Consider the following 25983-nt stretch of genomic DNA (forward strand, 5'->3'; position numbering starts at 1 on the left):
CAACCTATATATACAATCATACATTCGTCTTCAACAACAGACCTAGTTCGACCGCCCAGACGACGTGCCACAGGTAGACACCCAGGACGGTGCCCCACCCGAGGTTGATCGAGAAGAAGCCCGGGTCGATGCCGATGACGTCCTCCGGGTGGAGGGCCGGGATCCACCAACCGCAGGAGGCGGTGGCGAGAAACATGCCCATACCGAGCGAACGCGCGAGGTTGCTGGAGGTGGTGTGGGTCTTGCCGAGCCACGGGAAGATGATCAGCGCGTAGGCGAGCGCGAAGACCATGCCGTTGAAGTAGTGGAAGCCCATACCGGCGAACCACTGCGAGACGGCGAAGCCCGCCTCGTTGGCGGTGGCGTTCGGGGTCAGGATGACGCCATTGAAGAACGCGAAGTCCAGCGGGCCTTCCATGATGCCGAGGCCGTAGATCCAGTAGCCGAACATCGTGGCGAGCTGGGTGGCACCGAAGCCGGCGACGAGAGCACCGATGAGGCGGTTGTTGTTGACGAACTGCGGCCAGTGCGTGCCGGTCGTCTGCGCCATCACGGCCGGCTGCTGGATCGCCGGCTCCTGGTACTGCGGCTGGGCCTGAGACTGCTGCGGACGCTGGTCCCACCCGAGAGCGGAGGGCTGCTGCGCCGGCGCGGCCGGGGTGCGGTAAGCACCGTTCGTCTGCATCCGTGACGCAAGCTCGTCCGCACTCGCCGCATGGGGCGGCCGATGCGGGTAGTACGACGACATGGTGGTGTTGCCTCCTGAATACCGAACGTCTTAGTCGTTCCCCCGTGCCATGCCGAGCTGCGACGTCGACACAAGCGGCTGAATACTCTCACGAGAGGACAGCAGCCTGCACGTTACCGCCAAATCGGCTTATATCCCACAGGGTCGAACGGCCCGAGCCGGGGGGTGAGATCTGGGGAATCTCTGGCCCGAGACTCCTACCGAAGCAGGACGACCACCCTCCCACGCTCGAGCCCCCTCGCGCTCGCCACGGCCCGGCGTGTCACGCGTCCCAGAACAACACGAGATCGCACCTGTAACACCAGCCCCAGGGATACCCGGTTAACCGGGTATCCCTGCACTTGACGGGTGTTTCAGTGCCCACCAACCCCAGGTTTCCCCGGTCGACCGGGTAACCCACACAACCAGCCCGACCCCGACACACCCACCCCGAGCAACTAAGGGGTGCGGGGATATCCCCGCCGCGGCCGAAGGCCGCAATGTAAATGACGAAGAGGACGTGGTCGCCATGTGCGACACACGTCCTCTCTGATTCGTCCGCGACCCTGACGAGACTTGAACTCGCGACCTCCGCCGTGACAGGGCGGCGCGCTAACCAACTGCGCTACAGGGCCTTGTTGTTTCCGCTCTCTGCGGCAACGGGAAAAACATAGCCCATGGGTGCGGAGGATTCACAATCGGGGACGCGTCCTACTCCTCGAAGGCCTCCTCGCCCTTCGGTTCCTCGTCAGTGAGGCCCTCCACGAGACGGTTCTTGACCATGTACGCCATGGCACGCTCGGCCGCGCGAGCCTTGCGCCGGAGGGCCTCGACACCGGGGGCCTTCTCATCGCTGTAGGCGGCGAGACGGGCGACCTCACGACCGGTCTGGCGCTGGATCTCCGACAGTGCGAGCCACACCCCGAGGTCCTGCTCGAGGCCCTCACGGGAACGCAGGATCGCGGCGGTGAGGAGCTGGATGACGGTGACCTCGACGTCCTCGGCGGTGGACGAGCTGGAGACGAGGGTGGCGGCGATGGTGCCGGCGCCGGTGGTGGTGATCGCTCCGGCGGTGACGAGCCCGCCGACCATCCCGCCGGGTCCGAAGGCGGAGAGCGCGCCGATGATCGCCGCTCCCCCGGCCAACCCCGCGGGCGCGGCCAGGGCGAGCCCGATCGGGCCGGCGACGAGCACGGCCGCACCGATGCCGATGCCGACCCACAGCTTCCACTGGTCGACGGGGTAGACCGCTTTCGACGCGGACTGCATCGCGATGTGCAGGTTCTCGCCGAGCCCGCCGCCGAGCCCCATCCAGACCGTCAGGTCGTGGAATGCCTGGCGGCGTACGTCATCGGGCACGTCGATCTCATAGGGCCGCACCGGGTTGGCGGTCGCCAGCGCCACCAGGGCGAGGACGGCCTCCTCCTTGGAGAGCTGGGTCAGCGGCTTGGGCCGGGGCAGGTCGGCAGGGCCTTCGAGGTGCACCGTGGGTGAGACCCGCAGGTCGAGGAGCTGCTGTGGGATGCGTACGTCATCGGCCTGGTAGTTCTCGATGAGGCGCTCGAGGACCTCGTGCTGGACGACGCAGAGGGCGGCACCGAAGCGCTCCTGGGTGGCACCCTTGAGGTGGTCGCGGACGAACTGGGCGTAGGCGAGCCAGAGCGCCAGGCGCACCTCGAGGGAGTTGAGGGCGACGTCGGGCGTGCCCTCGACGACGGCGATCTCCTTGGTGAGGGAGCCGAACAGGCCACGGCCGATCGCGGTGGCGACCGGCTTGGAGCGCAGGTAGGTGGTGGTGCGGTGGTCGAGGCCGAGCCCGACCTGGAGATCGAGCGCCCACGGGAAGTGACGCCAGATGCCGCGCAGACCGGTCACCGCGTCGCCGTTGCTCCAGACGTTGACCCACCAGCCGACGTGGTCGACCGGCGCCTTCATCTCCAGCCGGTCGGAGTCCTCGTGGAGGTTGGGGTGGGCGGCCGGGCTGCCGATCGTCACCAGCCCGACGACCGTCAGCTTCGGCGGAAGCCGGCGGAGCAGATCGATTGCGATGATCGAGCCGAGGCTGTGCCCGACGATCACGATCTCCCCCTCCTCCGGGAGCTCGTCGAGGACCATCCGCAGCGTACGTGCCCGGATCCCGGGCTTGGTCACGTAGTTGTGGGCCTGGCGGAGCACCCGCAGCACGATCGGCGCGAACGAGTCGGTGACGCCGACCGGGGAGGCGGGCACCGGCTCGCCGAGGATCTTCTCGAGCTCGGCGGTGGCGCGCTCGACCCGGCGGCGTACGGCCCGCTGCTCCTCGGCGCTCAGCCGCGGAGCCGTGATCGGCGGGATCTTGATGGTCTTGTCGCCGTCGTCGGTGCGGAGCACGTCGGGGTACTTCGGGGCGATCACCTCGACCTCGTCGAGCCCGGGATAGCCGATGTCCTGCAACGACTTGTCCAGGGCACGGCGCCAGGCGTCGCGCGGGTCACCGTTGCCGACACCGTGAAGATAGAGAAGCGAGACCACCCCTGGATTCTCCCCCATGCCGGGCGGCATACAGGTCAGTCGTCGCCGTCCAGGCCCTGCTCGATGACGTAACGGGTGAGCTCGACCCGGTTGTGCATCTGGAGCTTGCGCAGCGTGTTCTGCACGTGGTTCTGGACCGTGCGGTGGGAGAGGACGAGCCGATCGGCGATCTGGCGGTAGCTCAGGCCCTTGGCGACCAGCTTGAGGATCTCGGTCTCGCGGTCGGTGAGGGTCGGCTTGTCGCCGCGTACCTCGGTGGCGGCGCTGTGCTGGAACTCCCCCAGCACCAGCCCGGCGAGGCCCGGAGTGAAGACCGGGTCGCCGGCGGCGACACGCTCCACGGCCTCCAGGAGCTCCTCGCGCGAGGCCGACTTGACCAGGTAGCCCGTCGCGCCGGCCTTGACCGCGGCGAGCACGTCGTTCTGCTCGCCCGACGCGGAGAGGATGAGCACCTTGGTCGCGGGATGCAGGGCGATGACCTCGGTGGTGACCTGGACACCGTCGGGCTCGGGGATCTGCAGGTCGAGCACGACGACCTCCGGGCGCGTCGCGGCGAACCGGGTGATCGCCTCCCGGCCGGTGCTGGCGGTGGCGACGACCTCGAAACCCGCCGTGGCCAGGTCGCGCTCGACCGCATCGCGCCACATCGGGTGGTCGTCGACGACCATCACCCTCGCGGAACTGTCAGTTCCCATTCCGTTCCCGTCCCTCCTGTGATGAGTTCTGCCGTGCCCCCGAGATCGAGGATCCGGCCACGGATCGAGCCGGCGATGCCGAGCCTGCCGTTCTGCTCCGCCTCCGCGACGCGGCCGTCGGGGATCCCGGGGCCCTCGTCGCGCACCGAGACCTCGACATGGTCCGGGAAGGCCTGCAGGAGCACCCAGGCACGGGCGTCCTCACCGACATGGCGGCGTACGTTGTCCAGGGCCGCGCGGGTCGCGGCGACGATCTCCTCGGCCGGGTGGGCGGGCATCTCGACGGCCGTCGCGGGTCCGGAGACGGTCACGGTGCCGGTCTCGAGCTCGGCGAGTGCCGCGGCCAGGTCGACCGTCCCGTGAGCCAGTCCACCTCCCAGGCCACGCCCGGGCTGCTCGCCGCGGATCAACGCGCGCAGCTCGCGCTCCTGCTCGCCCGCCAACCTGCCCAGCTCGGCAGCGTCACCGCCGAGCTCGCCGCCACGACGCTGGACGAGCGCGAGGACCTGGAGCACGCCGTCGTGGACCGCCCGCGCCAGCCGCGCCCGCTCCTCCGCCCGCGCGGCAGCACGCTCGGCCTGGTCGCGCTCCATCGCCATCCGCTGCACCGACCCGCACATGTAGCCGACCACCGGGCCCCCGATGACCAGCAGGAACGCGTTGCCGTAGATCGACTGGTCGATCTCCTGCCGCAGCCCGAGGTCGGCCGCCGCCAGCACGACACCGGCCAGCAGGCCACCAACCCAGCGGTAGTGGATCGCGCACGCGAGCAGCGCACCACTCACCCAGAACCCCGGCACGCTCGCCTGGAACGCCGGGCTCTTCACCACGGGGGTCACGAGCAGGAGCCCGAGCGCGATCGCCAGGTCTGCGCCGACGAGCACGGCCGTGCGGCGCCTGGGGGCTGCGTACGCCCAGACCACGAAGGCCGTCCAGCCGATCATCACGAGCGCGCAGACCACCGCTGCTGCGGGCGAGACGAAGTTGCCGGCGCGGTAGATCGTCAGCCCGACGGCGTTGACGAGCACGACCACCCGCAGCACCGCGAGAGCACGGAAGAGCCGGCTCTCGACCTCGATCGCCGCCGGGGACGTCCACGCACTCACAGACCGAAGTGTGGCACCAACCCAGCGGCGTACGCCTTCGATATGAGTATCCGTGCGGATACTGCGGCGTCGCGCGGCGACGAGACTCGAGACATGAAGAGACTGTGTACCCCCTACCGGATTCGAACCGGCGCTACCGCCGTGAAAGGGCGGGGTCCTGGGCCGCTAGACGAAGGGGGCCTGCCGGCACATCCTAGAGGCCCGCGTCCGAGGCCGCCAAAGCGAGGCCGTACGTCCGCCTGCGGGTCCCGATTCGGAACGTCGCGGTCGTTTCCGGTAATGTTTCACCTCGCTTGGGCAGGTAGCTCAGTTGGTACGAGCGATCGCCTGAAAAGTGATAGGTCGGCGGTTCGACCCCGCCCCTGCCCACAAGCAACAGCCGGCTCCGACCAGCAGTTATCGGTCGGAGCCGGTTGTCATTTCGCGACGCTGTCTCGTTGGTCTGCGTTTCCCGCACGCTCATCGGCGGAACTACGCAAGGATGGTTGGCTGTGAAGTACGCCGATCCTGGTCGCTGCCCCGACTGCCGGGAGGCCTTCGAGCCCGGCACCAGCCCGTGCCCGCACTGTGGGCTGCCGCTGGAGAACGCCGTCGCCCAAGAGCTCTACGGGACGCTGCTGCGAGCCGACGTACTCATGACCCGGCTGCGCTCGATCCGCGAGGAGGCGAGGCGCGCGGCCCGGCCGACCCCGCCGCCCGCACCCGCACCACTGCCTGTCGCCGGGCCGCCCGCGGCACCGCCGCAGATCCAGCCCGAGCCCGTCGCCGTCCCGCTCGCCGACCCGGCCGCCAGCGCCGTCGCCGCTCCGGCGCCGTTCGCCGGCGCTCCGGTCCCGCGGCGTGCGCCGATCACGGTGCCGCTGATCCTGGTCGGTGTCGGCGTGCTCTTCCTGCTGGTCGCGGGGGTCATCTTCCTCGCGGTCGCCTGGGCCGCGATGGGCGTCGGCGGCCGCACCACGATGCTGCTCGTCTTCACCGCGCTGTTCACGATCGGCGGCGCGCTGCTGCTGCATCTCGAGCTGCGAGCCGGCACCGAAGGCGTCTGGACACTGGCCCTGGGACTGCTCGCCCTGGACATAGCCGGGATGAAGTACGCCGGCTGGCTCGGAGGAGCCGACTGGGATCGTGGCTTCCTGGTGATCGTCGGTGTCGTCGTCTTCCTGGCAGGCACAGCGATGTCCCTGGTGGGCGCGCGCACCGAGAAGCTCACCGCGGTGATCGGTCCACAGGTGGCGGCCGCCGTCGGCGTACTCACCGCCCTGATCGGTCTCGAGCTCATCTCCGACCTCATCTGGTTCCCGTTGGTCGCAGCGGTCATCGCGCTCGTCGTGGTGATCGTGGCGAGCAAGACCGAGCTGCAAGCGCTGACGATCGGCGCGATGGTCGTGATGGCGGGCTTCTGGCTGATGCTGCTCCTCCGCGGCCTGACCGACCCGGCGCTGACCGGTTCCGAGCTGCTGCGTGGAGGCACCCTGCCCCTGCTGCTCGGCGCCGCCGCGGTGCTGACCGTCGTCGCGCTCCTGTTCCCGCTGCCCAAGGACGCCAAGGTCGCGATGGTCGGGGTCTCGCTCCTGATCGCGGCCTACACCTTCACCCAGCCCGCCCTCGACGACGGCGCGGTGAGGCTGACCGCCGTGGCGATCGTGGTCACCCTGGTCGCCGCCGGCGCGCTGATGGCGCTCCCACGGCCCTGGCGCTGGGCCGCTGCCGCGCTGACGCCGTACGCCGTCGGCCTGTGCCTCACCGTGCTGATCCTGGCGGTCTCCGCCTCCGTCCGGCTCGCGGCGGTGCCGTGGACGGAGTCCGCGTTCGCCCGCGTCAGCGGTCCGGAGCCGTTACTGCCCGGTTGGCTGACCCTGCCCGCGATGGCCGCGATCATGGCCTTCGGGACCGCCTGGTACTACCGGTTCAACCCGCCCGCGTTCCGCAGCTACCGGGACACGATCACCTGGATCCTCATCGCCGGCGGCTTCTCCGGACTGGCGATCACCGCAGCCTGCTACGGCATGCCACTGCTGGTCCCGGCCCTGCTGCTGCTCGGTGTCGCCGTCGGCCTGGCCTGGTGGGCCGAGCGGTGGCCGAGGCTCCTCGCGGCCGGCATCTTCGGCCTGGTCGCGCTCGCCACCGCGCTGCCGAGCGACCTGCTGACCGTGGTCGTCGCGCTCGTGCTGGCAGGTGTCGCCGCGTACGCCGGTCAGGGTCTGCTCGGCCCCGATCGCGAGGTGGCCGCCAGCTACTCGGTCGCCACCCTCACCCTCGGCCTGTGGTCGCTCGCGCCGCTGATCGACGTGGAGCGCCAGTGGGCGGCGTGCGCGATCGTCACCGTCCTCGGCCTGATCACGCTCTTCCGGTTCCGGGCCTCGGGATGGTGGGCCGCGACGGCCTGCGGCGCGATCTCGATCGGGATCGGCGCGGTCGACGTCACCTGGGCGGCGGTCATGCTGATCATCGCCACCGTCCTGGCCGCGGCCATCGGCCTGCACCACCGCCAGCCTCCGGCGCTGGCCGTGGCGGGCACCGTCGGGATCGGTGCGGCCTCGGCCGCCGTCCTCTCCAACGACGTGCTGGCGCTGGCCGTGACCATCATCCTCACCGCCCTCGCGGTCACCGTCGACCGGGTGCAGTCCGGCGCGACCAAGGAGGTCGCGACCGCCTACTGGATCCTCGCCCTGACCGCCGCCGTCTGGCAGGCGGCCCGGCTGGCCGACGTGGAGCGCCCCTACACCGCGGTCGTGATCGTGGTCGCGATGGGCGCCGTCGTGCTCGTACGCCGCAGCCCCTCCACCGAGGCCGCGGCCGCTACCGGCGCTCTCGTGTCGATCATCCTGGGTGCCTTCACCGACGGCTGGGCGCTGGACACCGACTGGCTGGCCATCCTGCTGCTGATCGCCGGCGTCATGTGCATCGCGACGATCCTGCGCCACGAGGCCCAGCAGTCGGGCCCCCGTCTCACGGTCGCCGGGCTGCTCGGTCTGGGCTCGCTCGGCGCTGCCTTCGGCAACGAGCTGCTCGCGCTGATCGTGGCCGGGGTGCTCACCGCCGCGGCGATCGCGGTCGACCGCCTCTCGCCGGAGCACCAGACCAAGGCAGTCACCGCTCCCTACTGGGTCATCACGCTGACCGCGTTCTGCTGGATGCTCGCCAACCTCAACGACATCGCCAAGCCGCACGCCGCCGCGGGGATCATCGTCATCCTGACCCTCGTGACGATCTTCCGAGTGCTGCCCTCGGTCGAGATCGCCGCCGCGGTGGCTGCGGTCGTCACGATCGTCGTCGGCACGGTCAGCCTCGGTCCGACCATCGTGCTGACCCCGGACGGACCGGTCGCGGTCGGATCGCGTGGTGTCGACCTCCCCTGGCTGAGCATCCTGCTGATCCTGGCCGCTGCCGGCGTCTCAGCGCACGCGATCGCCCGTTCCGAGCGCCGTTGGCTCGGCTGGGTCGGACTCTCGCTGGGCACCATCGCGCTGTGGATCCGGCTGGTCGACACTTCGGTCACGACCTGGGAGTCCTACACCCTGCCGCCCGCGATCGCGCTGATCGCCTACGGTGTGGTCAAGCTCCGCCTCGACCGGGAGGTCGCCTCGCTGCCGGTCCTCGGGCCCGGAGTCTTCCTGGCGCTCGTCCCGTCCGTCCCGGCGGCCCTCCAGGACCCGGTCTCGATGCGGACCGCGGTGCTCGGCATCGCGTGCCTCGCCTTCATCATCGGCGGCGCCTGGCTTCGCTGGGCGGCGCCGCTGATCGGTGGTGCCCTGGTCGCCTCGGTCCTGGCCCTGGCGCAGATGCCGTCTGCGGAGTCGCTGCGGCAGTGGTGGGTGCTCGGCGCCGCCGGCCTCCTGCTGCTCTTCCTCGGCATCACCTGGGAAGCGCGTCTCCACGACCTGCGGCGGGCGACCGCCTACGTCCGGGGGCTGCGTTAGACCGGTGCCCAGGCGCCCGGAAGACTGGAGCCGATGTTCCCCGAATTCGAGATCGTACGTCGCCAGCGCCCCGTCACGATCGCGGTCGAGTCCACCAGCTCGTCCCGGCCCGCGGCCAACGCCGCGATCGAGGCGGCCTGTGCCGGCCCCGTCACGCTGACCTTCACCTCGGGCCGGGACGTGCTCACCGGCAGATTCGACGGGCGGCGGATCTTCTTGGAGGTGACGACGGGGTCGCGGCGTACGTCTCACGCGAGCCGGCGCCACGGTCGGGCCGGCGGCAGGGCCGACCGGTTCGCGCTGACGCTGACGGGCACCATGCTGACCGCGCTGACCCATGAGGGCGACGAGTGGGTGGCGCGGGCTCGGGTCGACCTGTCCGAGCTCGGGGTCGAGCCGCGCGAGGAGTCCTGGCTCGCCGGTCTGACCGCGAGCCACGAGGGTGCTGCCGAGGACGTGCGCACCGGCGCCTTCGGGCAGCTCGGCCTGCGCGACATCCGGGTCGTGACGTACGCCGACGGCTCGCCGTTCCACGACGCCGACGGCACCATCCTGCTCACCGCCACCAGCGCCGGACCGGGCTTCTTCCCCACCGCGCACACCTCGGTGTGGGGGCTGGACCCGGTGACGTACGACCTGGTCCATCGGGGCGCGCTCTACTTCCGCCGCGACGGGCTGGTCTACGGCGACCATGCCACCCATGTCGTGCGCGACGGGGACGAATGGCTGGTCACGACGAGCACGTGGGGTGGGTTCAAGGCGCCCGACAAGACGGATCCGAGCAAGCCGTGGAGCCCGGTCGAGGTCGTGATCGCGAGGTCGCGCGAGGATCTGACCCGGGGCGAGCACGTCCTCGACGCGGCCCCGCTCACGCTGCCCACCGACGGGGTCGCGTCGGTCGGGGTCTGGGACCCTCACCTGATGCGCCACGACGGCGAGTGGCTGGTCGGGTACGTGAGCGCCAGGAAGTACTTCGACTTCCATCCGGTGATCGCCAGCGGGCCGAGCCTGGACGCGCTCAGCATGCGGGCAGCACGAACCGACCGGACAGCCACCGAGGGCACCACGCTTGTCCCGCTGGGCGGCACAGTCGTGGTCGGCGCCAGCGACGGACGCGACAACCCGCGTCGCGTCCGTGCTCGCTACCCGATCTTCGATCTGGACCTCAACGAGGTCGCAGAGCTCCGGTCGGCGTACGTCACGAACCTTCCGTGGCCCACCCTGATCCCGCTCGGGGAGGAGTGGTTGCACGTCGCCTTCGACGGCACGCCTCACGGCGGCCGGCTACCCGGCTACGGCACTCACGGGGAGGTTGTCCTGAGCCGATCGACACAGGGCCGATCGGTCTGAGGTTGTGTCGGCCAAGGCGTCACCGCTTTGGCCGACCGACCCTAGCCGCGCGAGGATCCCGCGTCGTAGTCCGACCAGTCGTCATAGTCGTCCGGCTGCTGATCGGACTTCTGACTGGTGTCGTCATCACCGTGAAGTTCGCGCGCAAGGGCCCCGAAGTCCGTCTCATAGGTCCGGTACTTCAGGTCGCGTGCGACCTTCGTCTGCTTGGCTTTCGCTCGGCCGCGCCCCATAGGGTCCAGCCCCCTCGTCGCACTTGGCCGGGATAGTCCCGGGCTGTTCACAGGTTTCTCGTAGGGACAACGCTACCGGTTAATCCCAAGAATCCGCACGCCGGGGTGTCGAAAATGCGTTCGCTGGCAGCGAATGTTACCGACGTCACACGATTCTGGGCCTGGAGACTCGTCATCCCCCGTTCACTTCGACGACAGATTGAGGGGCCGGTCGGTTGTCTCGCCGCACATAGCCTCCCTTCCGATTCTTGGGAGACCTGACAAAACGCGTCTTGAACGGAAATGCAGTGACCGAACTGAGCAACATCCAGACCGACACCGCCTGTCCCTCGTGCAGCAGCGACGCGCACGGTGGCGCACCCGCCCCCCGCGCTCTGCTGCCCATGGCCGGCCACACGCGCGGCAAGCGCAGCGCCGTGACCTGTGCCCTCAAGTGCGACAGCGCGTGCGCCAAGCCCGCGCCGAACACCTCCGACAACGGCTACTTCCGTGACATCGCCGGCAAGGCGCTCAGCCGCCGCCACGCGCTCGGTCTCGCCGGTGCGGGCGCCGTCGCCCTCGCCGTCGGCGGCAGCGGCCTGGCGGCCGCCGCCAGCCCCGTCCAGGCGGGTCTCGCCGCCGGTCGCGGCTCGGCCGGACGTACGAACCTGCCGTTCAAGGCGATCACCCCGGTCGCGTCGACCGAGGACACCTTCGTGGTCCCGCAGGGCTACACCTGGGAGCCGATCATCCGCTGGGGCGACCCGATCCTGCCGGGTGGCGTCCCCTTCGACGTGAACAACCAGACCGCCGAGAAGCAGGCGCTCGCCTGGGGCTACAACAACGACTACACCGACGTCATCGTGACCAACAAGGCCGGCACCAAGGCCCTGCTGTGCTGCAACCACGAGTACGTCAACGCCAGCATCATGTTCCCGCCCGGCCTCGACGCCACCGAGCAGCTCAAGATCGCGATGGCGGCCCACGGCTTCGGCATCGTCGAGCTCGAGCGCTCCGCGCCGGGCGAGAAGTGGACGTACGTCCCCTCGGCTCCGAAGAACCGCCGCATCACCGCCTCCACTCCGTTCAAGATCACGGGTCCCGCGGCCGGCAGCGACCTGCTCAAGACCGCCGCCGACCCGACCGGCACCGTCGCGCTGGGCACGATCGGCAACTGCGCCGGCGGCACCACGCCGTGGGGCACGATCCTGTCGGGCGAGGAGAACTTCAACGGCTACTTCCGCGCCACCGGCACCTCGGCGGAGGAGAAGCGCTACGGCCTGGCCGACAAGGCCTCGACCTACGGCTGGGAGGCCATCGAGCCGCGCTTCGACGCGCGCTCGGCCGACTACGCCAACGAGCCGAACCGGTTCGGCTACATCGTCGAGATCGACCCGACCGACCCGACCTCGACGCCGCGCAAGCACACCATGCTCGGCCGCCTCAAGCACGAGGGCGCGAACGTGGTCATCGCCAAGAACGGCAAGGTCGTGGCCTACACCGGCGACGACGAGCGGTTCGACTACCTCTACAAGTTCGTCTCCAAGGGGACGTACAACCCCCACAACCGGGCGAAGAACCTCGACCTGCTGACCGAGGGCAGCCTCTACGTCGCCCGCTTCCACGGCGACTCCCCCGCCGCCGAGATCGACGGCACCGGCACGCTGCCGAGCGACGGCAAGTTCGACGGCTACGGCCAGTGGATCCCGCTCGTCGTCAACGGCCGCAGCAAGGTCTCCGGGATGAGCGTCGAGGAGGTGCTCGTCTACACGCGTCTCGCCGCCGACAAGGCCGGCGCCACCAAGATGGACCGCTGCGAGGACGTCGAGCCCTCCCCGAAGACCGGCAAGGTGTACGTCGCGTGCACCAACAACTCCCAGCGCGGCACCACCGGCAAGGCCGCGGCCGACGAGGCCAACCCGCGCAACACCAACCGCGACGGCCACGTCATCGAGATCACCGAGGACGACGGCGACCAGACCTCGCGCGTCTTCCGGTGGAACCTCATGATCGTCGCCGGTGACCCGGCGACCAACGCGTCCACCTACTTCGCGGGCTACCCGAAGGACAAGGTCTCCCCGGTCTCCTGCCCGGACAACCTGGCCTTCGACTCCGAGGGCAACCTGTGGATCTCGACCGACGGCCAGCCGAGCTCGATCCAGAAGAACGACGGCCTGTTCAAGGTTCCGCTCGAGGGTCGCGAGCGCGGCCACGTCCAGCAGTTCCTCTCGGTTCCCCGTGACGCCGAGACCTGCGGCCCGGTCATCCACGACCGCGACGGCTCGGTCTTCGTCGCCGTCCAGCACCCGGGCGAGGAGGGGACCTGGGAGGCGCCGAACTCCCTCTTCCCCGACTACGTCGAGGGCACCGCCGGCAAGGGCGAGTTCGCCGGCCCGCGGCCGTCCGTGGTGCAGGTGCTCAAGGCCTGACCGGCTGGATGGATACCCGGTTAACCGGTGAAACCTGCACTTCTCAGGTGTTGCAATGCCAGAGAAGTGCAGGAATACCCGGTTAACCGGGTATTCCTACGAGCTCACCAGCCCGCGTACGCCCCGGTGAGCTCGACCTTGCCGCCAGGGGTCGCGGTGACCTCACCGGCGGCCCAGGCGCGGATGTCGTAGCCGGCGAGGATGCGGACGGCCTCGTCGACGTCCTCGGGGTCGATCAGCGCGACCATGCCCACGCCGCAGTTGAGGGTCATCTCCAGGTCCTGCAGCGCCACGGAGCCGGTGCGGCGGACGAGGTCGAAGACCGGGGCCGGGGTCCAGGTGGTGCGGTCGATACGCGCGGAGAGCTCGGCGGGCATGACCCGCTCCAGGTTGGCCGCGAGGCCGCCGCCGGTGACGTGAGACATGGCGTGGGTGCGGGTGCCGCGGGCCAGCTCCAGGCAGGCCTTGGCGTAGACGCGGGTCGGCGTGAGGAGCTCCTCGCCGAGCGTACGGCCGAACTCGGCGACGTCCTGGTCGAGCGTGTAGGCGCCCGAGTTGAGCAGCACGTGACGGACGAGGGAGTAGCCGTTGGAGTGCAGGCCGGAGGCCTCCATGGCGAGAACGACGTCGCCCGCCTTCACCCGGTCGGCACCGAGCAGGCTGTCGGCCTCGACGACGCCCGTGGCGGCGCCGGCCACGTCGTACTCGTCGGCGGCCAGCAGCCCCGGGTGCTCGGCGGTCTCGCCACCGACCAGCGCACAGCCGGCCTCGACACAGGCCTCCGCGATGCCCTTGACGATCGCCGCGACCCGCTCCGGGACGACCTTCCCGGTGGCGATGTAGTCGGTCATGAACAGCGGCTCGGCGCCGCAGACGACCAGGTCGTCGACGACCATGCCGACCAGGTCGAAGCCGATCGTGTCGTGCTTGTCGAGTGCCTGTGCGATCGCGACCTTGGTGCCGACGCCGTCGGTGGAGGTGGCCAGCAGCGGCCGCTCGTAGGCCTTCAGCGCCGAGGCGTCGAAGAGGCCGGCGAAGCCGCCCACCCCGCCGAGGACCTCGGGACGCCGGGACTTCTCGATCCAGACCTTCATCAGATCCACGGCGCGGTCACCGGCATGGATGTCGACACCTGCTGCGGCGTACGCGTTGGTCGGCTCGGTCTGGCTCACTGGTGGATCTCCGATCACGGGTTGTTCAGGACCGGCAGGGCCTTGCCTGCGGTCGGGGACTGCAGCGAGACCTCGAGGAGGTGCTTGCCGAGCATGCTCTGGTCGGGCAGCTCCACGGGGTACTCACCGGTGAAGCAGGCGGTGCACAGCGAGGAGCGCTCCTGCCGGGTCGCCGAGATCATCCCGTCGAGCGAGATGTAGCCCAGCGAGTCGGCGCCGACGGAGGCGGCGATCTCCTCGACCGAGAGGCCGTTGGCGATCAGCTCGGCGCGGGTGGCGAAGTCGATGCCGTAGAAGCACGGCCACTTGACGGGCGGGCTCGAGATCCGCACGTGGACCTCCAGGGCACCGGCCTCGCGCAGCATCCGCACCTGGGCACGCTGGGTGTTGCCGCGCACGATGGAGTCGTCGACCACGACGACCTTCTTGCCGCGCACCATGTGCTCGAGCACGTTGAGCTTGAGCCGGATGCCGAGCTGGCGCAGGGTCTGCGACGGCTGGATGAACGTACGTCCGACATAGCCGTTCTTCACGAACGCCTGCCCGAACGGCAGACCGCTCTCGAGGGCGTAGCCGGTGGCCGCCGGGATGCCGGACTCGGGCACGGGGATGACCAGGTCGGCGTCGACCGGATACTCGCGAGCCAGCTCGCGGCCCATCTCGACCCGGGACTCGTGGACGTTGCGGCCGGCGATGTTGGCGTCGGGGCGGGCCAGGTAGACGTACTCGAAGACGCAGCCCTTGCGGTCGGCCTCGGCGAACCGCACCGAGCGCAGGCCGGACTCGTCGATGATGATCATCTCGCCGGGCTCGACCTCGCGTACCACGCTCGCGCCGACGGTGGCCAGCGCGGCGTCCTCGGAGGCGATCACCCAGCCGCGGTCGAGACGGCCGAGCACCAGCGGTCGGATCCCCTGCGGGTCACGCGCGGCGAACAGGGTGTCCTCGTTCATCCACACCAGCGAGAAGGCGCCGCGGATCGTCGGCAGCACCTCCAGCGCACGGGCCTCCAGCGAGGAGTCGGGGTGGAAGGCGAGCAGCTCGGTGAGCAGCGAGGTGTCGTTGGTGGACACCGGCGCGTGGCGGCCCTCGGAGTGCTCGGGCAGCGCCTCCACGGCCGTACGCATCTCGGCGACGTTGATCAGGTTGCCGTTGTGGCCCAGCGCGACGGAGCCGTCCGGGGTCGGCTTGAAGATCGGCTGCGCGTTCTCCCACACCGAGGCGCCGGTGGTGGAGTAGCGGGCGTGGCCGATGGCGACGTGGCCCTTGAGCGACTCGAGGGTCGGCTCGTCGAAGACCTGGCTGACCAGGCCCATGTCCTTGTAGACCAGGATCTGGCGTCCGTTGCTGACCGCGATGCCCGCCGACTCCTGGCCACGGTGCTGCAGGGCGTACAGGCCGAAGTACGTCAGCTTCGCGACGTCCTCGCCCGGCGCCCACACACCGAAGACTCCGCAGTGGTCCTGAGGACCCTGATCGTGGGGGTCGAGGGCGGCGGTGAGCCGGCCGTCGCCACCCTTGCGTCGGGACACGTGCCTACCTGAGCTGGTGAGGTTGACCACGGCATCGAGTGTAAGGCCGCACTCTGGCGATCAACGAACCCTTGACCGTCCTGTAAGAGTGGTCACATGAACGTCTCGGAATCATGAATGCAAAGAACTATCCACGTCTGCCCTACCGCCCGGGACTCTCTTCCCGGATAATCGATCCGATGACAACTCCTGCGCCCAAGCCCGCCGGCGGTCACCGTCTGACGGTGCCTCCGGGATTCGCCCCACCACCGTTGGGCGGGAAACGCGCCAGGAGCGACCTCACCACGACGATGACTACGATCACCACCGATCTGGCCGAGATCGGTGGTCTCCTCACCCCGGGCGAGGACCTCTCCGACCTCCAGCTGATCGCCGACAGCCTGACCGCGCTGGCCGGCTTCGAGATGGCCACGATCAGCGTCGCCCGGGCCGACGGCCACCTCCACATGGTGGTGGTCTCGGGCCAGGAGTCCGCCCGCGCCGACCTGCTCGGCACCGTCACGCCGATCGAGCGTCTGGAGGCCGAGCTCGCCCGCGCCGACGACTGGGGCATCTTCAAGTTCGTGCCGGCGGAGCGGCTGGATCCGACCGCCGACGTCTACGGCTGGATCCCCACGATGAAGCCGATCGACGCCGCCGGCGCCTGGAACCCGCTCGACCTGCTGGTCGCGCCGCTGCGCGACGACGCCGGCAAGCTCCGCGGCACCCTGATCGTCGACGTACCGACCGACGGGCTGCGCCCAGACCGGGAGAAGCGCGCCGTGCTCAGTCGTCACGCGGTGCAGGCGCAGCGCGCCATCCTGCTCGCCCTGGAGCGCGAGGAGCTCTCCGAGCAGGTACGCCTCGCCGAGGCCGCCCGCGACGTGATCCGCCGCGCCGGGCGCGAGCTGGACCCCGACGAGATCCTCAACTCGCTGAGCACCGGGCTGGTCGACGTCCTCGACCTGACCGACTTCTGGCTCCACATGTCCAAGCCGGGTGGCCGGGGCATCCGCACCAAGGTCTACCGGGAGGACTTCAAGCTCCCGATCGATGACCTGACGAGCCCGTTCATGGTCGACTACGGGCAATACCTGTGGGATCAGCGCAGCATCACCGTCCAGACGCCCGACGGCGCCGAGCGCCTGCCTCATCCCGACCCGGAGGCGCAGCAGCGGATCACCGAGTGGATCCGCCACTACAAGGTCGGCTCGATCGTCGGGGTCCCGATCGGCTCCGGCCAGACCTGGTACGGCGCGATGCTCCTCGGCCGTGGCCCCGACAAGCCGCACTGGAGCGAGCTGGAGCTGATCACGGCCGCCGACCTCGGACGCGACTTCGGCCGTGTGGTCCACAACTCCCGGGCCTACCTGCGTCAGAAGGCGGCGGTCGACTCCCTGCGCGAGCTCGAGGCCCACAAGAGCCGGCTGATCGCGACGGTCGCCCATGAGCTGAAGAACCCTCTGTCCGCGTTCCGGTGGAACATCGAGTCGCTGCCCTACGCGGAGTCCGAGGAGGAGTACGCCGAGGTGCTGACCGCGCTCACCCGCAACCGCGACCGCACCGAGAAGATCGTGGCCGACCTCGCGATGCTGTCGAAGGTCTCCGACCCCGACCACCTGCCGACCGCGGTGCCGATCCAGGTCGCGGGCGTGCTCGAGGAGATCTACAGCCAGCTCAGCGCCGAGATGCCCACCAGCGACGCTCACGAGCTCGTCTTCGAGATGCCGCCCGACGACGTGCACGTGACCCTGGCCCCGGGCGACCTGGACCGGGTCGTGATCAACCTGGTGACCAACGCGATCAAATACAGCCCCGAGGGCGGTCAGGTCATCGTGAGCACGCGCACCAGCCCCGGCTGGTTCGAGCTCCGGGTGACCGACCACGGCCTCGGGATCTCCCCCGAGGACCAGGACCGACTCTTCACCGAGTTCTTCCGCTCGACCAACCCGACCGCCCTCAAACAGCCGGGCACCGGCCTCGGGCTGACGATCGTGTCGCGCATCGTCAGCCGCCGTGGGGGGCTGATATCGGTCGACTCGACCCCTGGCGTGGGAAGCACATTCCGTGTGACGCTGCCCATTGTTTAACCTTACGCCCCGGGAACGGGTTGCATTTTCATCTCGGCGGAGAACTCATGACCAGTACGCCCTCAGAGGGTCCGGACGTGCCAGACGGCGCCTCCGAGGCGTACCCGACCCCGGACCCCGGTCTGCAGCTGATCGCGGAGGGGGTCACCGAGCTCGTCGGCTTCGGCGCCGCCGTCATCAACATCCGGCGAGGTGACGAGTTCGAGATAGTAGCCGCCTACGGTGACGAGACCGGTCACACGGTCGAGGGCGAGATGACCGTCGCCGAGATGCTCGGCACCCGGTTCCCGGTCTCGGTCGTCACCGACCTGCTGGACATGTCGGAGGACTGGGGCGACATCAAGTTCGTCCCGCACGAGAAGAACACCATCGGCGAGGCGGAGGGCTACTGGGTCCCCGACACCGACGAGGACATCCTGAAGGACCCGCAGGACTGGCACCGCCTCGACGAGCTGCTGGCGCCGTTCTACGACGAGAACGGCGAGCTCGTCGGCGTACTCTCGATCGACCGCCCCACCAACGGCCGCCGGCCCGGCAGGCGGCAGCAGCGGATCCTCAACCGGTTCGCGCGTCAGGCGAAGCGAGCAGTGCTGCTCACCCTGCAGCGCGAATATCTCGAGGAGCGGGCCAACAACCTGCTCGAGGCGCAGAGCTTCCTGCGCGAGGCCAACTCCCAGCTCGGTCTCAAGGGTGTCCTCGAGGCCACCCAGGAGGCGATGAGCCGGGGTCTCGACGCCGACGGTCTCTACGTGCAGGCGCAGGACGGTGAGGGCGGGTCGGTGGTCTACGCCACGCCCGGCCTCCGCTGGAACGCCGCCGACACCGGCAACATCGCCGCCGGGCAGGCCTACCAGGCCACCCGACTGTGGAACGAGGGCCAGCACGCCATCGTCAACCGCGAGCTGCTCCGCCACAGGCTGCACCAGAGCGACCCGGAGCAGCGGATGTTCGCCAAGATCGGGCTGGAGTTCCTCGACGCGGTCGACGCCGACTCGCTCCTGGTCGTGCCGATCGGCGTGGAGACCACCGCCTTGGGCCACCTCGTGCTGCTGCGCGGGTCGGGCCGGCCACGCTGGACCGACGCCGAGGGACGCCTGGCGATGGAGTTCGGGCGCGACTTCGGCCGCATCGTCCTCACCTCCAACGCCTACACGCAGGAGCGTGATCTCGCCCAGCGGCTCGCCACCGCCGACAAGGTGCACAGCCGGCTCATCGAGTCGGTCGCGCAGGAGCTGCGCAACCCGCTCACCGCCCTCACCACCGGCATCGACGCGATGCGTCACGAGGAGCGCGGGTCGCCCACCTGGTTCCAACAGGTCGGCAACCTGATCAGCCGGTCCGACCAGCTGGTCGCGATGGTCGACGACCTGCTCCTGTTCTCGCGCTTCTCCGACCCCTCGTCGCGACCGACCCTGACCTACGTCGACCTGGTGCCTCTGCTCCGCGAGATCTTCGAGCAGAGGACGTACGAGTCGGAGAAGCGTGGCATCGAGGTGAGTCTCGACGTGCCCTCCCACAGCGTCCAGGTGCTGGGTGATCGCAGCGAGATCAAGGCGGCGATCCTGCGGCTGGTCGACAACGCGCTGGTCTACACCCACCGCGGCGGTCACGTACGCCTCTACATCGTCGAGAGCGCGAGCGAGGCGGCGATCTCGGTGACCGACAACGGGGTCGGCATCCCCGCGGCCGAGCAGCTGCAGGTCTTCACCGAGTTCTACCGCGGCTCCAGCCAGGCGATCGGTGGCCGGAAGGGCGTCGGCCTCGGGCTCAGCATCGTCGACCGGGTCGCGCGCCGCCATGACGGCCGCGTCACGCTCCGCTCGGAGCCCGGCACCGGCACCCGGGTCTCGCTCGTTCTTCCGCTGGCCAACGACACCGTCTCGTTCGGTTAACCGAACGTCACAATCTGGTCGAGACAGGGCCCTACGGCTGCACAGGATGGGTGATTCGTGCAACACTCCGTGGTGCCCAGGTCCTCAGGACTGCCACGCCCGTGCAACACCCGCCCTGACCGACCTACCTGAGAGCAAGGATGCCCCCACCACAGTCAGTCGATGCCCTCGACGTGCAGCCGAGCACGCCGAGCAGGACGTCGCTGCCGGTGGTCGACCCAGCTCTGCAGATGATCGCCGAAGGCATCTGCGAGCTGCTCGGGTTCGGGATCGCCGCGATCAACGTGGTCCGCGGCGACGAGGTCGAGATGGTCGCGATCCACGGCTTCACCAGCGGCCTGAACGCCGCGCACGGGCGGCGGGAGACCGCCGAGGAGGTCCTCGGCGCCCGATGGCCGCTCTCGGAGGTGCAGATCAACCTCTCCCGGGGCGAGAACTGGGGCGCCTGGCGGTTCATCCCCCATGAGCGGGTGAACCTTCACGAGGGCAGCTGGGTCTCCACCACCAACATGATCGACGCCCCGGACGCCTGGCACCCCCACGACATGCTGCTCGCGCCGATCTACGGTGACGACGGCTCCCTCCAGGGCTGCCTCTCGATCGACATGCCGGTCAGCGGCCGCCGGCCCGACTTCACGCAGCGCCGGGTGCTCAACCGGTTCGCGAAGCGTGCCCGGCGGGTCGTGCTCGGCTACCTCGAGCGCGAGCGTCTCTACGAGCGCGCCGCGAACCTGGAGACCGCCAAGGAGTTCCTGCGCGACGCGAGCTCCAAGCTCAGCCTCGCCGACGTGATCGACGCCAGCCATGACGCGCTGATCCGAGGCCTGGGCGCCGACGGGATCTGGATGGCGACCAAGGGGCCTCGACGAGCGATGGTCGTGCACGCGACCCCGGGCCTCAACTGGGAGCCCGACCCCGGCCTGGCCGCGCTCACGTCGAGGAACACGTCTCGCTACTGGGCCGAGGGCACCTACTCCATCCTGTGCCGCGACCGGATCGCCGACTCCGCGGAGTGGAACGAGCAGGCTCCGGTCGTCGACAGGTTCTTCGAGACCCTCGGGGCGGAGAGCGCTCTGGTCGTGCCGGTCGGCGCCGACCACGAGTGGCTCGGCCACATCGTCCTGCTCCGCTCCCCCGGACGGCCCACCTGGACCGATGCCGAGGGCCGGCTCGCGATGGAGCTGGGACGCGACTTCGGCCGCATCGTGCTCACCGCCAACGCCTACACCAAAGAGCGCGACCTCGCCCAACAGCTCGCCGACGCCGACCGCGAACGCAACCAGCTGATCGAGGCCGTCGCCCGCGAGCTCCGCATCCCGGTCAACGCGCTCGGCACCTCGCTGAACGCCTTGAGCGAGGAGCAGCCCAACACCCTGCCGTGGATCGTGCAGGTGGAGACGCTCACCGTACGCAGCGCCCAGATCGAGGGCATCGTCAGCGACCTGCTGCTGCTCTCTCGGATCCGCGACCCAGCCAACGCCCCTGGAGAGACCACGATCGAGGTCTCCGAGATGCTCGACGACGTGCTCGACGAGCTCGATCCCGACGCCGCCCAGAAGGACATCGAGTGCGTCCTGACGACGCCGACCGGTCCTGCGTACGTCGTCGGTGACCCGCGCGAGCTGCGGGCCGCCTTCCTCCACCTGGTGAAGAACGCGCTGACCTACAGCTACCGCGGATCACGGGTGCAGGTGATGCTCTACAGCGCCGGCAGCGAGGTCACCATCATCGTCGCCGACGCTGGTGTCGGCATCGCCTACGAGGAGCAGTCCGAGGTCTACAAGCCGTTCTACCGAGGCTCCAACTCCGCGCTCGGCGGTTCGCGCGGAGCTGGGCTCGGACTGACGCTGGTCGACCAGATCACCAGCCGCCACCACGGGTTGGTCGAGCTCGACTCCCGCCCCGGTGAGGGCACCCGGGTGGCGCTGACGCTGCCTGGCGTGTCCTAGGGCTGGGACGCGCCCAGCTTCTGGAGCAGCAGCGCCTCGGCGACGACGACCCGGCGGAACTCGGCGAGGTGGAGACCCTCGTTCGCGCCGTGGGCACGCGTGTCGGGGTCCTCGACACCGGTGACCAGCACGCTGGCCTGCGGGAACGCCTCGAGGAACTCCGCGATGAACGGGATCGAGCCGCCCACGCCCATGTCGATCGGTGCGGTGCCGTCCCAGGCCTCGGTGAAGGCGGCACGGGCCGCGTCGTAGGCCGGACCGGTCGCGTCCAGGGCGATCGGCTCACCGGTGTCGACGACCTTGGTGGTCAGCTCGGCGCCCCACGGGACGTGCTTCTCCAGGTGCTTGGTGAGGGCGGCGACGGCGTTCTCGCCGGTGTCTCCCGGCGCGATCCGGATGGTGACCTTGGCACGCGCGCTCGGGGACAGCGTGTTCGAGGCGCCGTCGACCTTGGGGGCGTCCAGACCGGTGATCGTGATCGCCGGCTGCGTCCACATCCGCTCGACCGCGCTGCCCTTGCCCACCCACTGCAGGCCGGCGATGGCCCCGGACTCGGCACGGAGCCGCTCCTCGGGGTATTCGACGTCGGCCGCCGGGCCGGAGACGAGCCCCTCGACCGCCGGAGCGCCGTCCTCGTCCCAGAGGGTGTTGAGGAGGCGTACGAGAGCCATGATCGCGTCGGGGGCCAGACCGCCCCACATCCCGGAGTGGACCGCGTGGCCCAGGGTGCGGAGCTCGACGTCGACGCGGATGAGGCCGCGCAGCGACGTGGTCAGCGCCGGGACGCCGATGTCCCAGTTGCCGGAGTCGGCGATGACGATGACGTCGGCCTTCAGCTTGTCCTGGTACTTGCCGAGCAGCTCCGGCAGGGTGGCCGACGCCACCTCCTCCTCGCCCTCGATGAAGAGGCGCACGGTGACCGGCAGGTCGTCGCCGAGAGCACGGATGGCGCCGATGTGGGCGGCGATGCCGGCCTTGTCGTCGGCCGCGCCGCGCCCGTAGAGGCGGTCGCCCACCTCGGTCGGCTCGAACGGCGGGGTGTCCCAGTCGGCGTGGTCGTTCTCGGGCTGGACGTCGTGGTGGGCGTAGAGCAGGACCGTCGGGGCACCCTCGGGGCCCTTCTTCTCACCGACGATCGCCGGCGGGGCGCCGTCGAAGGCGCGCACGATCTCCACCTCGAAGCCCTCGGCCGCGAAGAGGTCGCGGGTCTTCTCCGCGCTCTTCTCCACCTCGCTCAGGCGCTCGGGATCGGCGCTCACGGACTCGATCCGCACCAGGTCCTCGAGGTCCTTGCGGATCCCCGGGAAGAGCTCGTCTACACGGGTCTTGATGTCTTCGGTGGAGAGGGTCATAGGGTGAGATTACAAGGGGAGATAAGGCGACAGGTCGGTGCGTTCTCCGGAGGCCCGGACCCGGGCCTGGTCGACGGCATCGGACCAGGTCATCGCGCCGCTGGCGAGGGCGATCCAGGTGGCCGCGTCGGTCTCGATCACCGCCGGCGGGGTGCCGCGCGTGTGCCTGACCCCTTCGATGCACTGCACCGCGGCGTACGGCGGGACCCGCACCTCCACGCTCTTCCCCGGCGCGCGCTGCTCGAGGAGGGCGAGATAGTGCTTGGTGAGGAGCCGCAGGTCGGCCTTGGCGGGCTCCTCGGCGCGTACGCGACCGAGAGCCTCGGCCACGTCGGCAGCGGCCGCGGGCTTGAGTCGGGCTGGCACGTCGCCACCCTATCTGCGGCAGTTGCCCATCAGGTCGGCGAGCGAGCACTACGCTCCGTGACGTGGGACTGGAGAGACTCGAGTCGGAGATGGCCCTGAGGACCGCCGAGACGCTGCACGGCCGGATCGCGGCACGCTTCCCCGCCCGCGGTCTGGTGAAGGAGGATCTGATCGAGCTGCTCGGAGCTGCTCAGCCTCGTCGGCAGACCGCCGCGCTGTGTGCCGAGGACTCCCAGGACAACGTCGTGCTGGACACCGTCTGCACCGTCAGCACCGTCGAGGGTCTCACCGTCGATCTCTCCGGCAAGATCTGGCAGAAGATCCAGGTCGTGGGCGAGCTGCGCGAAGACCAGTCGGCTTCTTCTGTCTAGTCTCGGGTCCATGAGTTCACGGACGGACTGGTCGATCCTCGCGGTCGACACCGGCTCCGGTGAGACCCTCGTCGAGTCCGCCCCGGATCTGCTCCTGCCCACCGCCAGCGTCGGGAAGGTCTTCCTGCTGCACCACCTGGCCGAGCTGCTCGACGACGACCCGTCCCTCGGGCAGCTGATGCTGCGCAAGGACAGTGTCGTGCCGGTGGCCGACAGCGGGCTGTGGCAGTACCTGGACGCACCGGAGCTGACCATGAACGACTGCGCCCGCCTGGTCGGCGCGGTCTCGGACAACCTGGCCACCAACGTGCTCCTCGACCACGTCGGTCTCGCCCCGGTCCAGGCGGTCGCCGCTCGGCTCGCCGCGGGCGGGTCGATGCTGAACGACTCGGTCCGGGACGTACGGACGCCGGCGGACCCGCCGATGCTCTCCATCGGCTGCGCCGCCGACTGGGTCTCCTACTTCCGTACGCCGCATCCCACGGTCATGTCCTGGCTGGCGCCGTCCACCGACCTGTCGATGGTGTCTTCGGCCTTCGGCCTGGACCCGCTGGCGCACACCGATCCCGGCCAGGACCTGCGGGTGTGGAGCAAGACCGGCACCGACGACGGCGTCCGCGCCGAGGTCGGGCTCCTCGACGTCGGTGGCCGGCGGGCGGCGTACGCGGTCATCTGCCGCTTCGAGGGAGAGGTCGTCCCGGTGCTGGGCCAGATGCGTGCCTACGGCACGCTGCTCCTGGATGCGTTGCAGGGCGGCTAGACCCTAGGATCCAGGTTCCGGTCCGGCTCAGTAGGAGAACAGTTGTTCAGCATCGACCTCGGGAACGGCGCAGAGATGGTCCTGCGCGACCGATCGACCGACTTCGCCGTCCACCAGCTCATCAACGCCAACCTCGAGCACCTGCGCGAGTGGGAGCCGTGGGCGCACGGCGACCAGTCCATGATCAGCATCTCCAGCTTCGGCACCTACCTGCTCACCCAGTGGGTCAAGGGTGAGGCGATCCCGTGCGTGATCCGGCAGGACGGCCAGGTCGCCGGCGCCACGACCGCGCGGATCAACCTCTACGAGAAGTCCGCGACGATCGGCTACTGGCTGGGCGAGGCCTACGAGGGTCGCGGCCTGGTCACCCGGGCCGTCTCGGCGCTGCTCGACACGCTCTTCAACGAGTACGACATCGCCCGGGCGATCATCGACACCTCGGTCATGAACAAGCGCAGTCGCGCGGTCGCCGAGCGGCTCGGGTTCACCCACGAGGGCACCCTGCGCGGAGCGCAGGCCTACCCGGGCGAGCGCCGGGACCTGGTGGTCTACGGGCTGCTGCGCGAGGAGTGGCTAGGGCGCTCCGCCGCTTCCGGAGCCTGAGCGGACGAAACGCTCCCCCGCCTGCCTGACCAGCTCGGCCAGCTCGGCCGGCTGCTCGACCCTGAAGTCGGCCTCGACCCCGGCGAGGATCATCATCGGCCAGCCCAGGTCGTCGGCCTGCATCCGCAGCCGGCAGCCGCCCTCGGCGGCCTCGACCTGACCCCAGCGACCCACCCGCCGCGCGACCACGTCGGGCTCGACGTGGATCAGGACACAGATGTCGTAGACCGCCGCCCGGGAGCGGATCCCCGCCTGCACATAGCTCGCGGCGTCGCCGCCAGGGATCTCCCGCGGACGGAAGATCTGGCCGGTGGTCGTCGGGTCGCTGATCCGGTCGACCCGGAAGGAGCGCCAGTCGTGGCGGACCCGGTCGTAGGCGAGGAGGTACCAACGGTTGCCGATCGTGACCAGCCGGTGGGGCTCGACGCGGCGCTGCGTCGGCTCGGCCTCGGGCGCCTGATAGGTGAAGGTGAGCGCCTCGTCGTCGCGGCAGGCCTGGGCCAGGACGCCGAGCACGCCGGCGTCCAGCGGCACCCGGCCGCCCCACGGCAGCGAGTCGGTCTGCGAGGCGACCGCGTCCATCCGCCGACGTAGCCGCGGCGGCATCAGCGCGACCACCTTCCCCAGCGCCTGGGCGGAGGTGTCTCCCATCCCGGCGACCAGACCGGCCGCGGCGGTGCGCAGCCCGACCGCGATCGCGACGGCCTCCTCGTCGTCGAGCAGCAACGGCGGCAGCGCGTTGCCGGCCCGGAGCTGGTAACCGCCGGCCACCCCGCGGGTGGCATCGACGTCGTAGCCGAGATCGCGCAGCCGCTCGATGTCGCGGCGCAGCGTACGCTCGCTGACCTCGAGGCGTACGGACAGCTCCGTGCCGGGCCAGAAGCGATGTGTCTGCAGCAGCGAGAGCAGCTGCAGCATCCGGGCGCTCGTGCTCATGCCGTCAACTCTAGGCGTCATTGCGGCCAGG

Annotated in this window: 19 protein-coding genes and 3 tRNA genes; 10 read left to right on the forward strand and 12 right to left on the reverse strand. The window is 69.8% G+C overall.

From position 1 onward, the window contains the following. Positions 1-16 precede the first annotated feature (16 nt). From ACFVJS_RS07350 to ACFVJS_RS07375, 6 genes are all read right to left on the reverse strand, one after another. A complete protein-coding gene (locus tag ACFVJS_RS07350) occupies positions 17-685 on the reverse strand; it encodes a hypothetical protein (protein WP_378878272.1) in 669 nt (222 codons plus the stop codon). A gap of 603 nt (positions 686-1288) precedes the next feature. Then, a tRNA-Asp gene (locus ACFVJS_RS07355) sits at positions 1289-1362 on the reverse strand. Between the two features lie 76 nt (positions 1363-1438). Then, positions 1439-3256: a hypothetical protein gene (locus tag ACFVJS_RS07360; protein WP_378878273.1), complete on the reverse strand. Its 1818-nt coding sequence runs from the start codon at positions 3254-3256 to the stop codon at positions 1439-1441. 17 nt (positions 3257-3273) lie between these two features. Then, a complete protein-coding gene (locus tag ACFVJS_RS07365) occupies positions 3274-3933 on the reverse strand; it encodes a response regulator (RefSeq protein ID WP_378878274.1) in 660 nt (219 codons plus the stop codon). After that, positions 3906-5039 (reverse strand): MacS family sensor histidine kinase, encoded by a 1134-nt coding sequence (macS, locus tag ACFVJS_RS07370; protein ID WP_378878275.1) that lies wholly within the window; start codon positions 5037-5039, stop codon positions 3906-3908. Before macS ends, ACFVJS_RS07365 begins: the two co-directional genes overlap by 28 nt. A gap of 107 nt (positions 5040-5146) precedes the next feature. Continuing rightward, positions 5147-5219 (reverse strand) — tRNA-Glu (locus ACFVJS_RS07375). 115 nt (positions 5220-5334) lie between these two features. Between ACFVJS_RS07375 and ACFVJS_RS07380 the strand changes: the two genes are divergently transcribed. The 3 genes from ACFVJS_RS07380 to ACFVJS_RS07390 all read left to right on the forward strand — a co-directional run bounded on the left by ACFVJS_RS07380 (position 5335) and on the right by ACFVJS_RS07390 (position 10309). After that, positions 5335-5408, forward strand: a tRNA-Phe gene (locus tag ACFVJS_RS07380). Positions 5409-5530: 122 nt separating this feature from the next. After that, positions 5531-8959, forward strand: a complete 3429-nt coding sequence (locus ACFVJS_RS07385) for an SCO7613 C-terminal domain-containing membrane protein (protein WP_378878276.1) — start codon at positions 5531-5533, stop codon at positions 8957-8959. 33 nt (positions 8960-8992) lie between these two features. Beyond that, positions 8993-10309 carry a hypothetical protein gene (locus ACFVJS_RS07390; protein ID WP_378878277.1) on the forward strand — a complete coding sequence of 439 codons (1317 nt, stop codon included), beginning with the start codon at positions 8993-8995 and terminating at the stop codon, positions 10307-10309. Positions 10310-10350: 41 nt separating this feature from the next. Here ACFVJS_RS07390 and ACFVJS_RS07395 read toward each other — a convergent pair whose 3' ends face one another. Further along, positions 10351-10542: a DUF3073 domain-containing protein gene (locus ACFVJS_RS07395; protein WP_378878278.1), complete on the reverse strand. Its 192-nt coding sequence runs from the start codon at positions 10540-10542 to the stop codon at positions 10351-10353. Between the two features lie 287 nt (positions 10543-10829). Between ACFVJS_RS07395 and ACFVJS_RS07400 the strand changes: the two genes are divergently transcribed. Then, positions 10830-12950: a PhoX family protein gene (locus tag ACFVJS_RS07400; protein WP_378878279.1), complete on the forward strand. Its 2121-nt coding sequence runs from the start codon at positions 10830-10832 to the stop codon at positions 12948-12950. Positions 12951-13054: 104 nt separating this feature from the next. Here the strand turns inward: ACFVJS_RS07400 and purM are convergent, their stop codons facing one another. Next, positions 13055-14122, reverse strand: a complete 1068-nt coding sequence (purM, locus tag ACFVJS_RS07405; protein ID WP_378878280.1) for a phosphoribosylformylglycinamidine cyclo-ligase — start codon at positions 14120-14122, stop codon at positions 13055-13057. A gap of 14 nt (positions 14123-14136) precedes the next feature. Continuing rightward, a complete protein-coding gene (purF, locus tag ACFVJS_RS07410; protein WP_165111352.1) occupies positions 14137-15654 on the reverse strand; it encodes an amidophosphoribosyltransferase in 1518 nt (505 codons plus the stop codon). A 290-nt stretch (positions 15655-15944) separates the two neighbouring features. Between purF and ACFVJS_RS07415 the strand changes: the two genes are divergently transcribed. From ACFVJS_RS07415 to ACFVJS_RS07425, 3 genes are all read left to right on the forward strand, one after another. Further along, on the forward strand, positions 15945-17723 hold the full coding sequence (locus tag ACFVJS_RS07415) for an ATP-binding protein (protein ID WP_378878281.1): 1779 nt from the start codon (positions 15945-15947) through the stop codon (positions 17721-17723). A 47-nt stretch (positions 17724-17770) separates the two neighbouring features. Further along, positions 17771-19615, forward strand: coding sequence for a sensor histidine kinase (locus tag ACFVJS_RS07420; protein ID WP_378878282.1), 1845 nt, complete (start codon positions 17771-17773; stop codon positions 19613-19615). Positions 19616-19755: 140 nt separating this feature from the next. Continuing rightward, entirely contained in the window at positions 19756-21564 is a 1809-nt protein-coding gene (locus tag ACFVJS_RS07425; RefSeq protein ID WP_378878283.1) for an ATP-binding protein, read from the forward strand. On the opposite strand, the gene ACFVJS_RS07430 is transcribed toward ACFVJS_RS07425, so the two are convergent. Both ACFVJS_RS07430 and ACFVJS_RS07435 read right to left on the reverse strand, forming a co-directional pair. Beyond that, positions 21561-22916 carry a dipeptidase gene (locus ACFVJS_RS07430; protein WP_378878284.1) on the reverse strand — a complete coding sequence of 452 codons (1356 nt, stop codon included), beginning with the start codon at positions 22914-22916 and terminating at the stop codon, positions 21561-21563. The genes ACFVJS_RS07425 and ACFVJS_RS07430 overlap by 4 nt on opposite strands. 9 nt (positions 22917-22925) lie before the next feature. Further along, complete coding sequence (locus tag ACFVJS_RS07435; RefSeq protein ID WP_378878285.1) at positions 22926-23282, reverse strand: sterol carrier family protein; 357 nt, start codon at positions 23280-23282, stop codon at positions 22926-22928. A 62-nt stretch (positions 23283-23344) separates the two neighbouring features. On the opposite strand from ACFVJS_RS07435, the gene ACFVJS_RS07440 reads away from it, so the two are divergent. The 3 genes from ACFVJS_RS07440 to ACFVJS_RS07450 are packed head-to-tail and all read left to right on the forward strand — an operon-like array spanning position 23345 to position 25016. After that, complete coding sequence (locus tag ACFVJS_RS07440) at positions 23345-23653, forward strand: hypothetical protein (RefSeq protein ID WP_378878286.1); 309 nt, start codon at positions 23345-23347, stop codon at positions 23651-23653. A gap of 10 nt (positions 23654-23663) precedes the next feature. After that, positions 23664-24413: a serine hydrolase gene (locus ACFVJS_RS07445; RefSeq protein ID WP_378878287.1), complete on the forward strand. Its 750-nt coding sequence runs from the start codon at positions 23664-23666 to the stop codon at positions 24411-24413. 42 nt (positions 24414-24455) lie between these two features. Continuing rightward, the gene (locus ACFVJS_RS07450; protein WP_378878288.1) at positions 24456-25016 is read left to right on the forward strand and encodes a GNAT family N-acetyltransferase; all 561 of its coding nucleotides are present in this window, start codon (positions 24456-24458) and stop codon (positions 25014-25016) included. Here the strand turns inward: ACFVJS_RS07450 and ACFVJS_RS07455 are convergent. After that, positions 24987-25952, reverse strand: a complete 966-nt coding sequence (locus ACFVJS_RS07455; RefSeq protein ID WP_378878289.1) for a helix-turn-helix transcriptional regulator — start codon at positions 25950-25952, stop codon at positions 24987-24989. The genes ACFVJS_RS07450 and ACFVJS_RS07455 overlap by 30 nt on opposite strands. Positions 25953-25983: the final 31 nt, after the last annotated feature.

It is taken from the genome of Nocardioides sp. NPDC057772, assembly GCF_042798075.1.
Taxonomy (GTDB): Bacteria; Actinomycetota; Actinomycetes; order Propionibacteriales; family Nocardioidaceae; genus Nocardioides.

Bases quoted from the DNA above. Each gene is read 5' to 3' on its own strand.
- ACFVJS_RS07455 (WP_378878289.1), bottom strand. From the start codon at position 25,952: ATGAGCACGAGCGCCCGGATGCTGCAGCTGCTCTCGCTGCTGCAGACA.
- ACFVJS_RS07395 (WP_378878278.1), bottom strand. From the start codon at position 10,542: ATGGGGCGCGGCCGAGCGAAAGCCAAGCAGACGAAGGTCGCACGCGAC.
- ACFVJS_RS07415 (WP_378878281.1), top strand. From the start codon at position 15,945: ATGACTACGATCACCACCGATCTGGCCGAGATCGGTGGTCTCCTCACC.
- ACFVJS_RS07365 (WP_378878274.1), bottom strand. From the start codon at position 3,933: ATGGGAACTGACAGTTCCGCGAGGGTGATGGTCGTCGACGACCACCCG.
- ACFVJS_RS07425 (WP_378878283.1), top strand. From the start codon at position 19,756: ATGCCCCCACCACAGTCAGTCGATGCCCTCGACGTGCAGCCGAGCACG.
- ACFVJS_RS07445 (WP_378878287.1), top strand. From the start codon at position 23,664: ATGAGTTCACGGACGGACTGGTCGATCCTCGCGGTCGACACCGGCTCC.
- ACFVJS_RS07350 (WP_378878272.1), bottom strand. From the start codon at position 685: ATGCAGACGAACGGTGCTTACCGCACCCCGGCCGCGCCGGCGCAGCAG.
- ACFVJS_RS07420 (WP_378878282.1), top strand. From the start codon at position 17,771: ATGACCAGTACGCCCTCAGAGGGTCCGGACGTGCCAGACGGCGCCTCC.
- ACFVJS_RS07390 (WP_378878277.1), top strand. From the start codon at position 8,993: ATGTTCCCCGAATTCGAGATCGTACGTCGCCAGCGCCCCGTCACGATC.
- ACFVJS_RS07430 (WP_378878284.1), bottom strand. From the start codon at position 22,916: ATGACCCTCTCCACCGAAGACATCAAGACCCGTGTAGACGAGCTCTTC.
- ACFVJS_RS07360 (WP_378878273.1), bottom strand. From the start codon at position 3,256: ATGGGGGAGAATCCAGGGGTGGTCTCGCTTCTCTATCTTCACGGTGTC.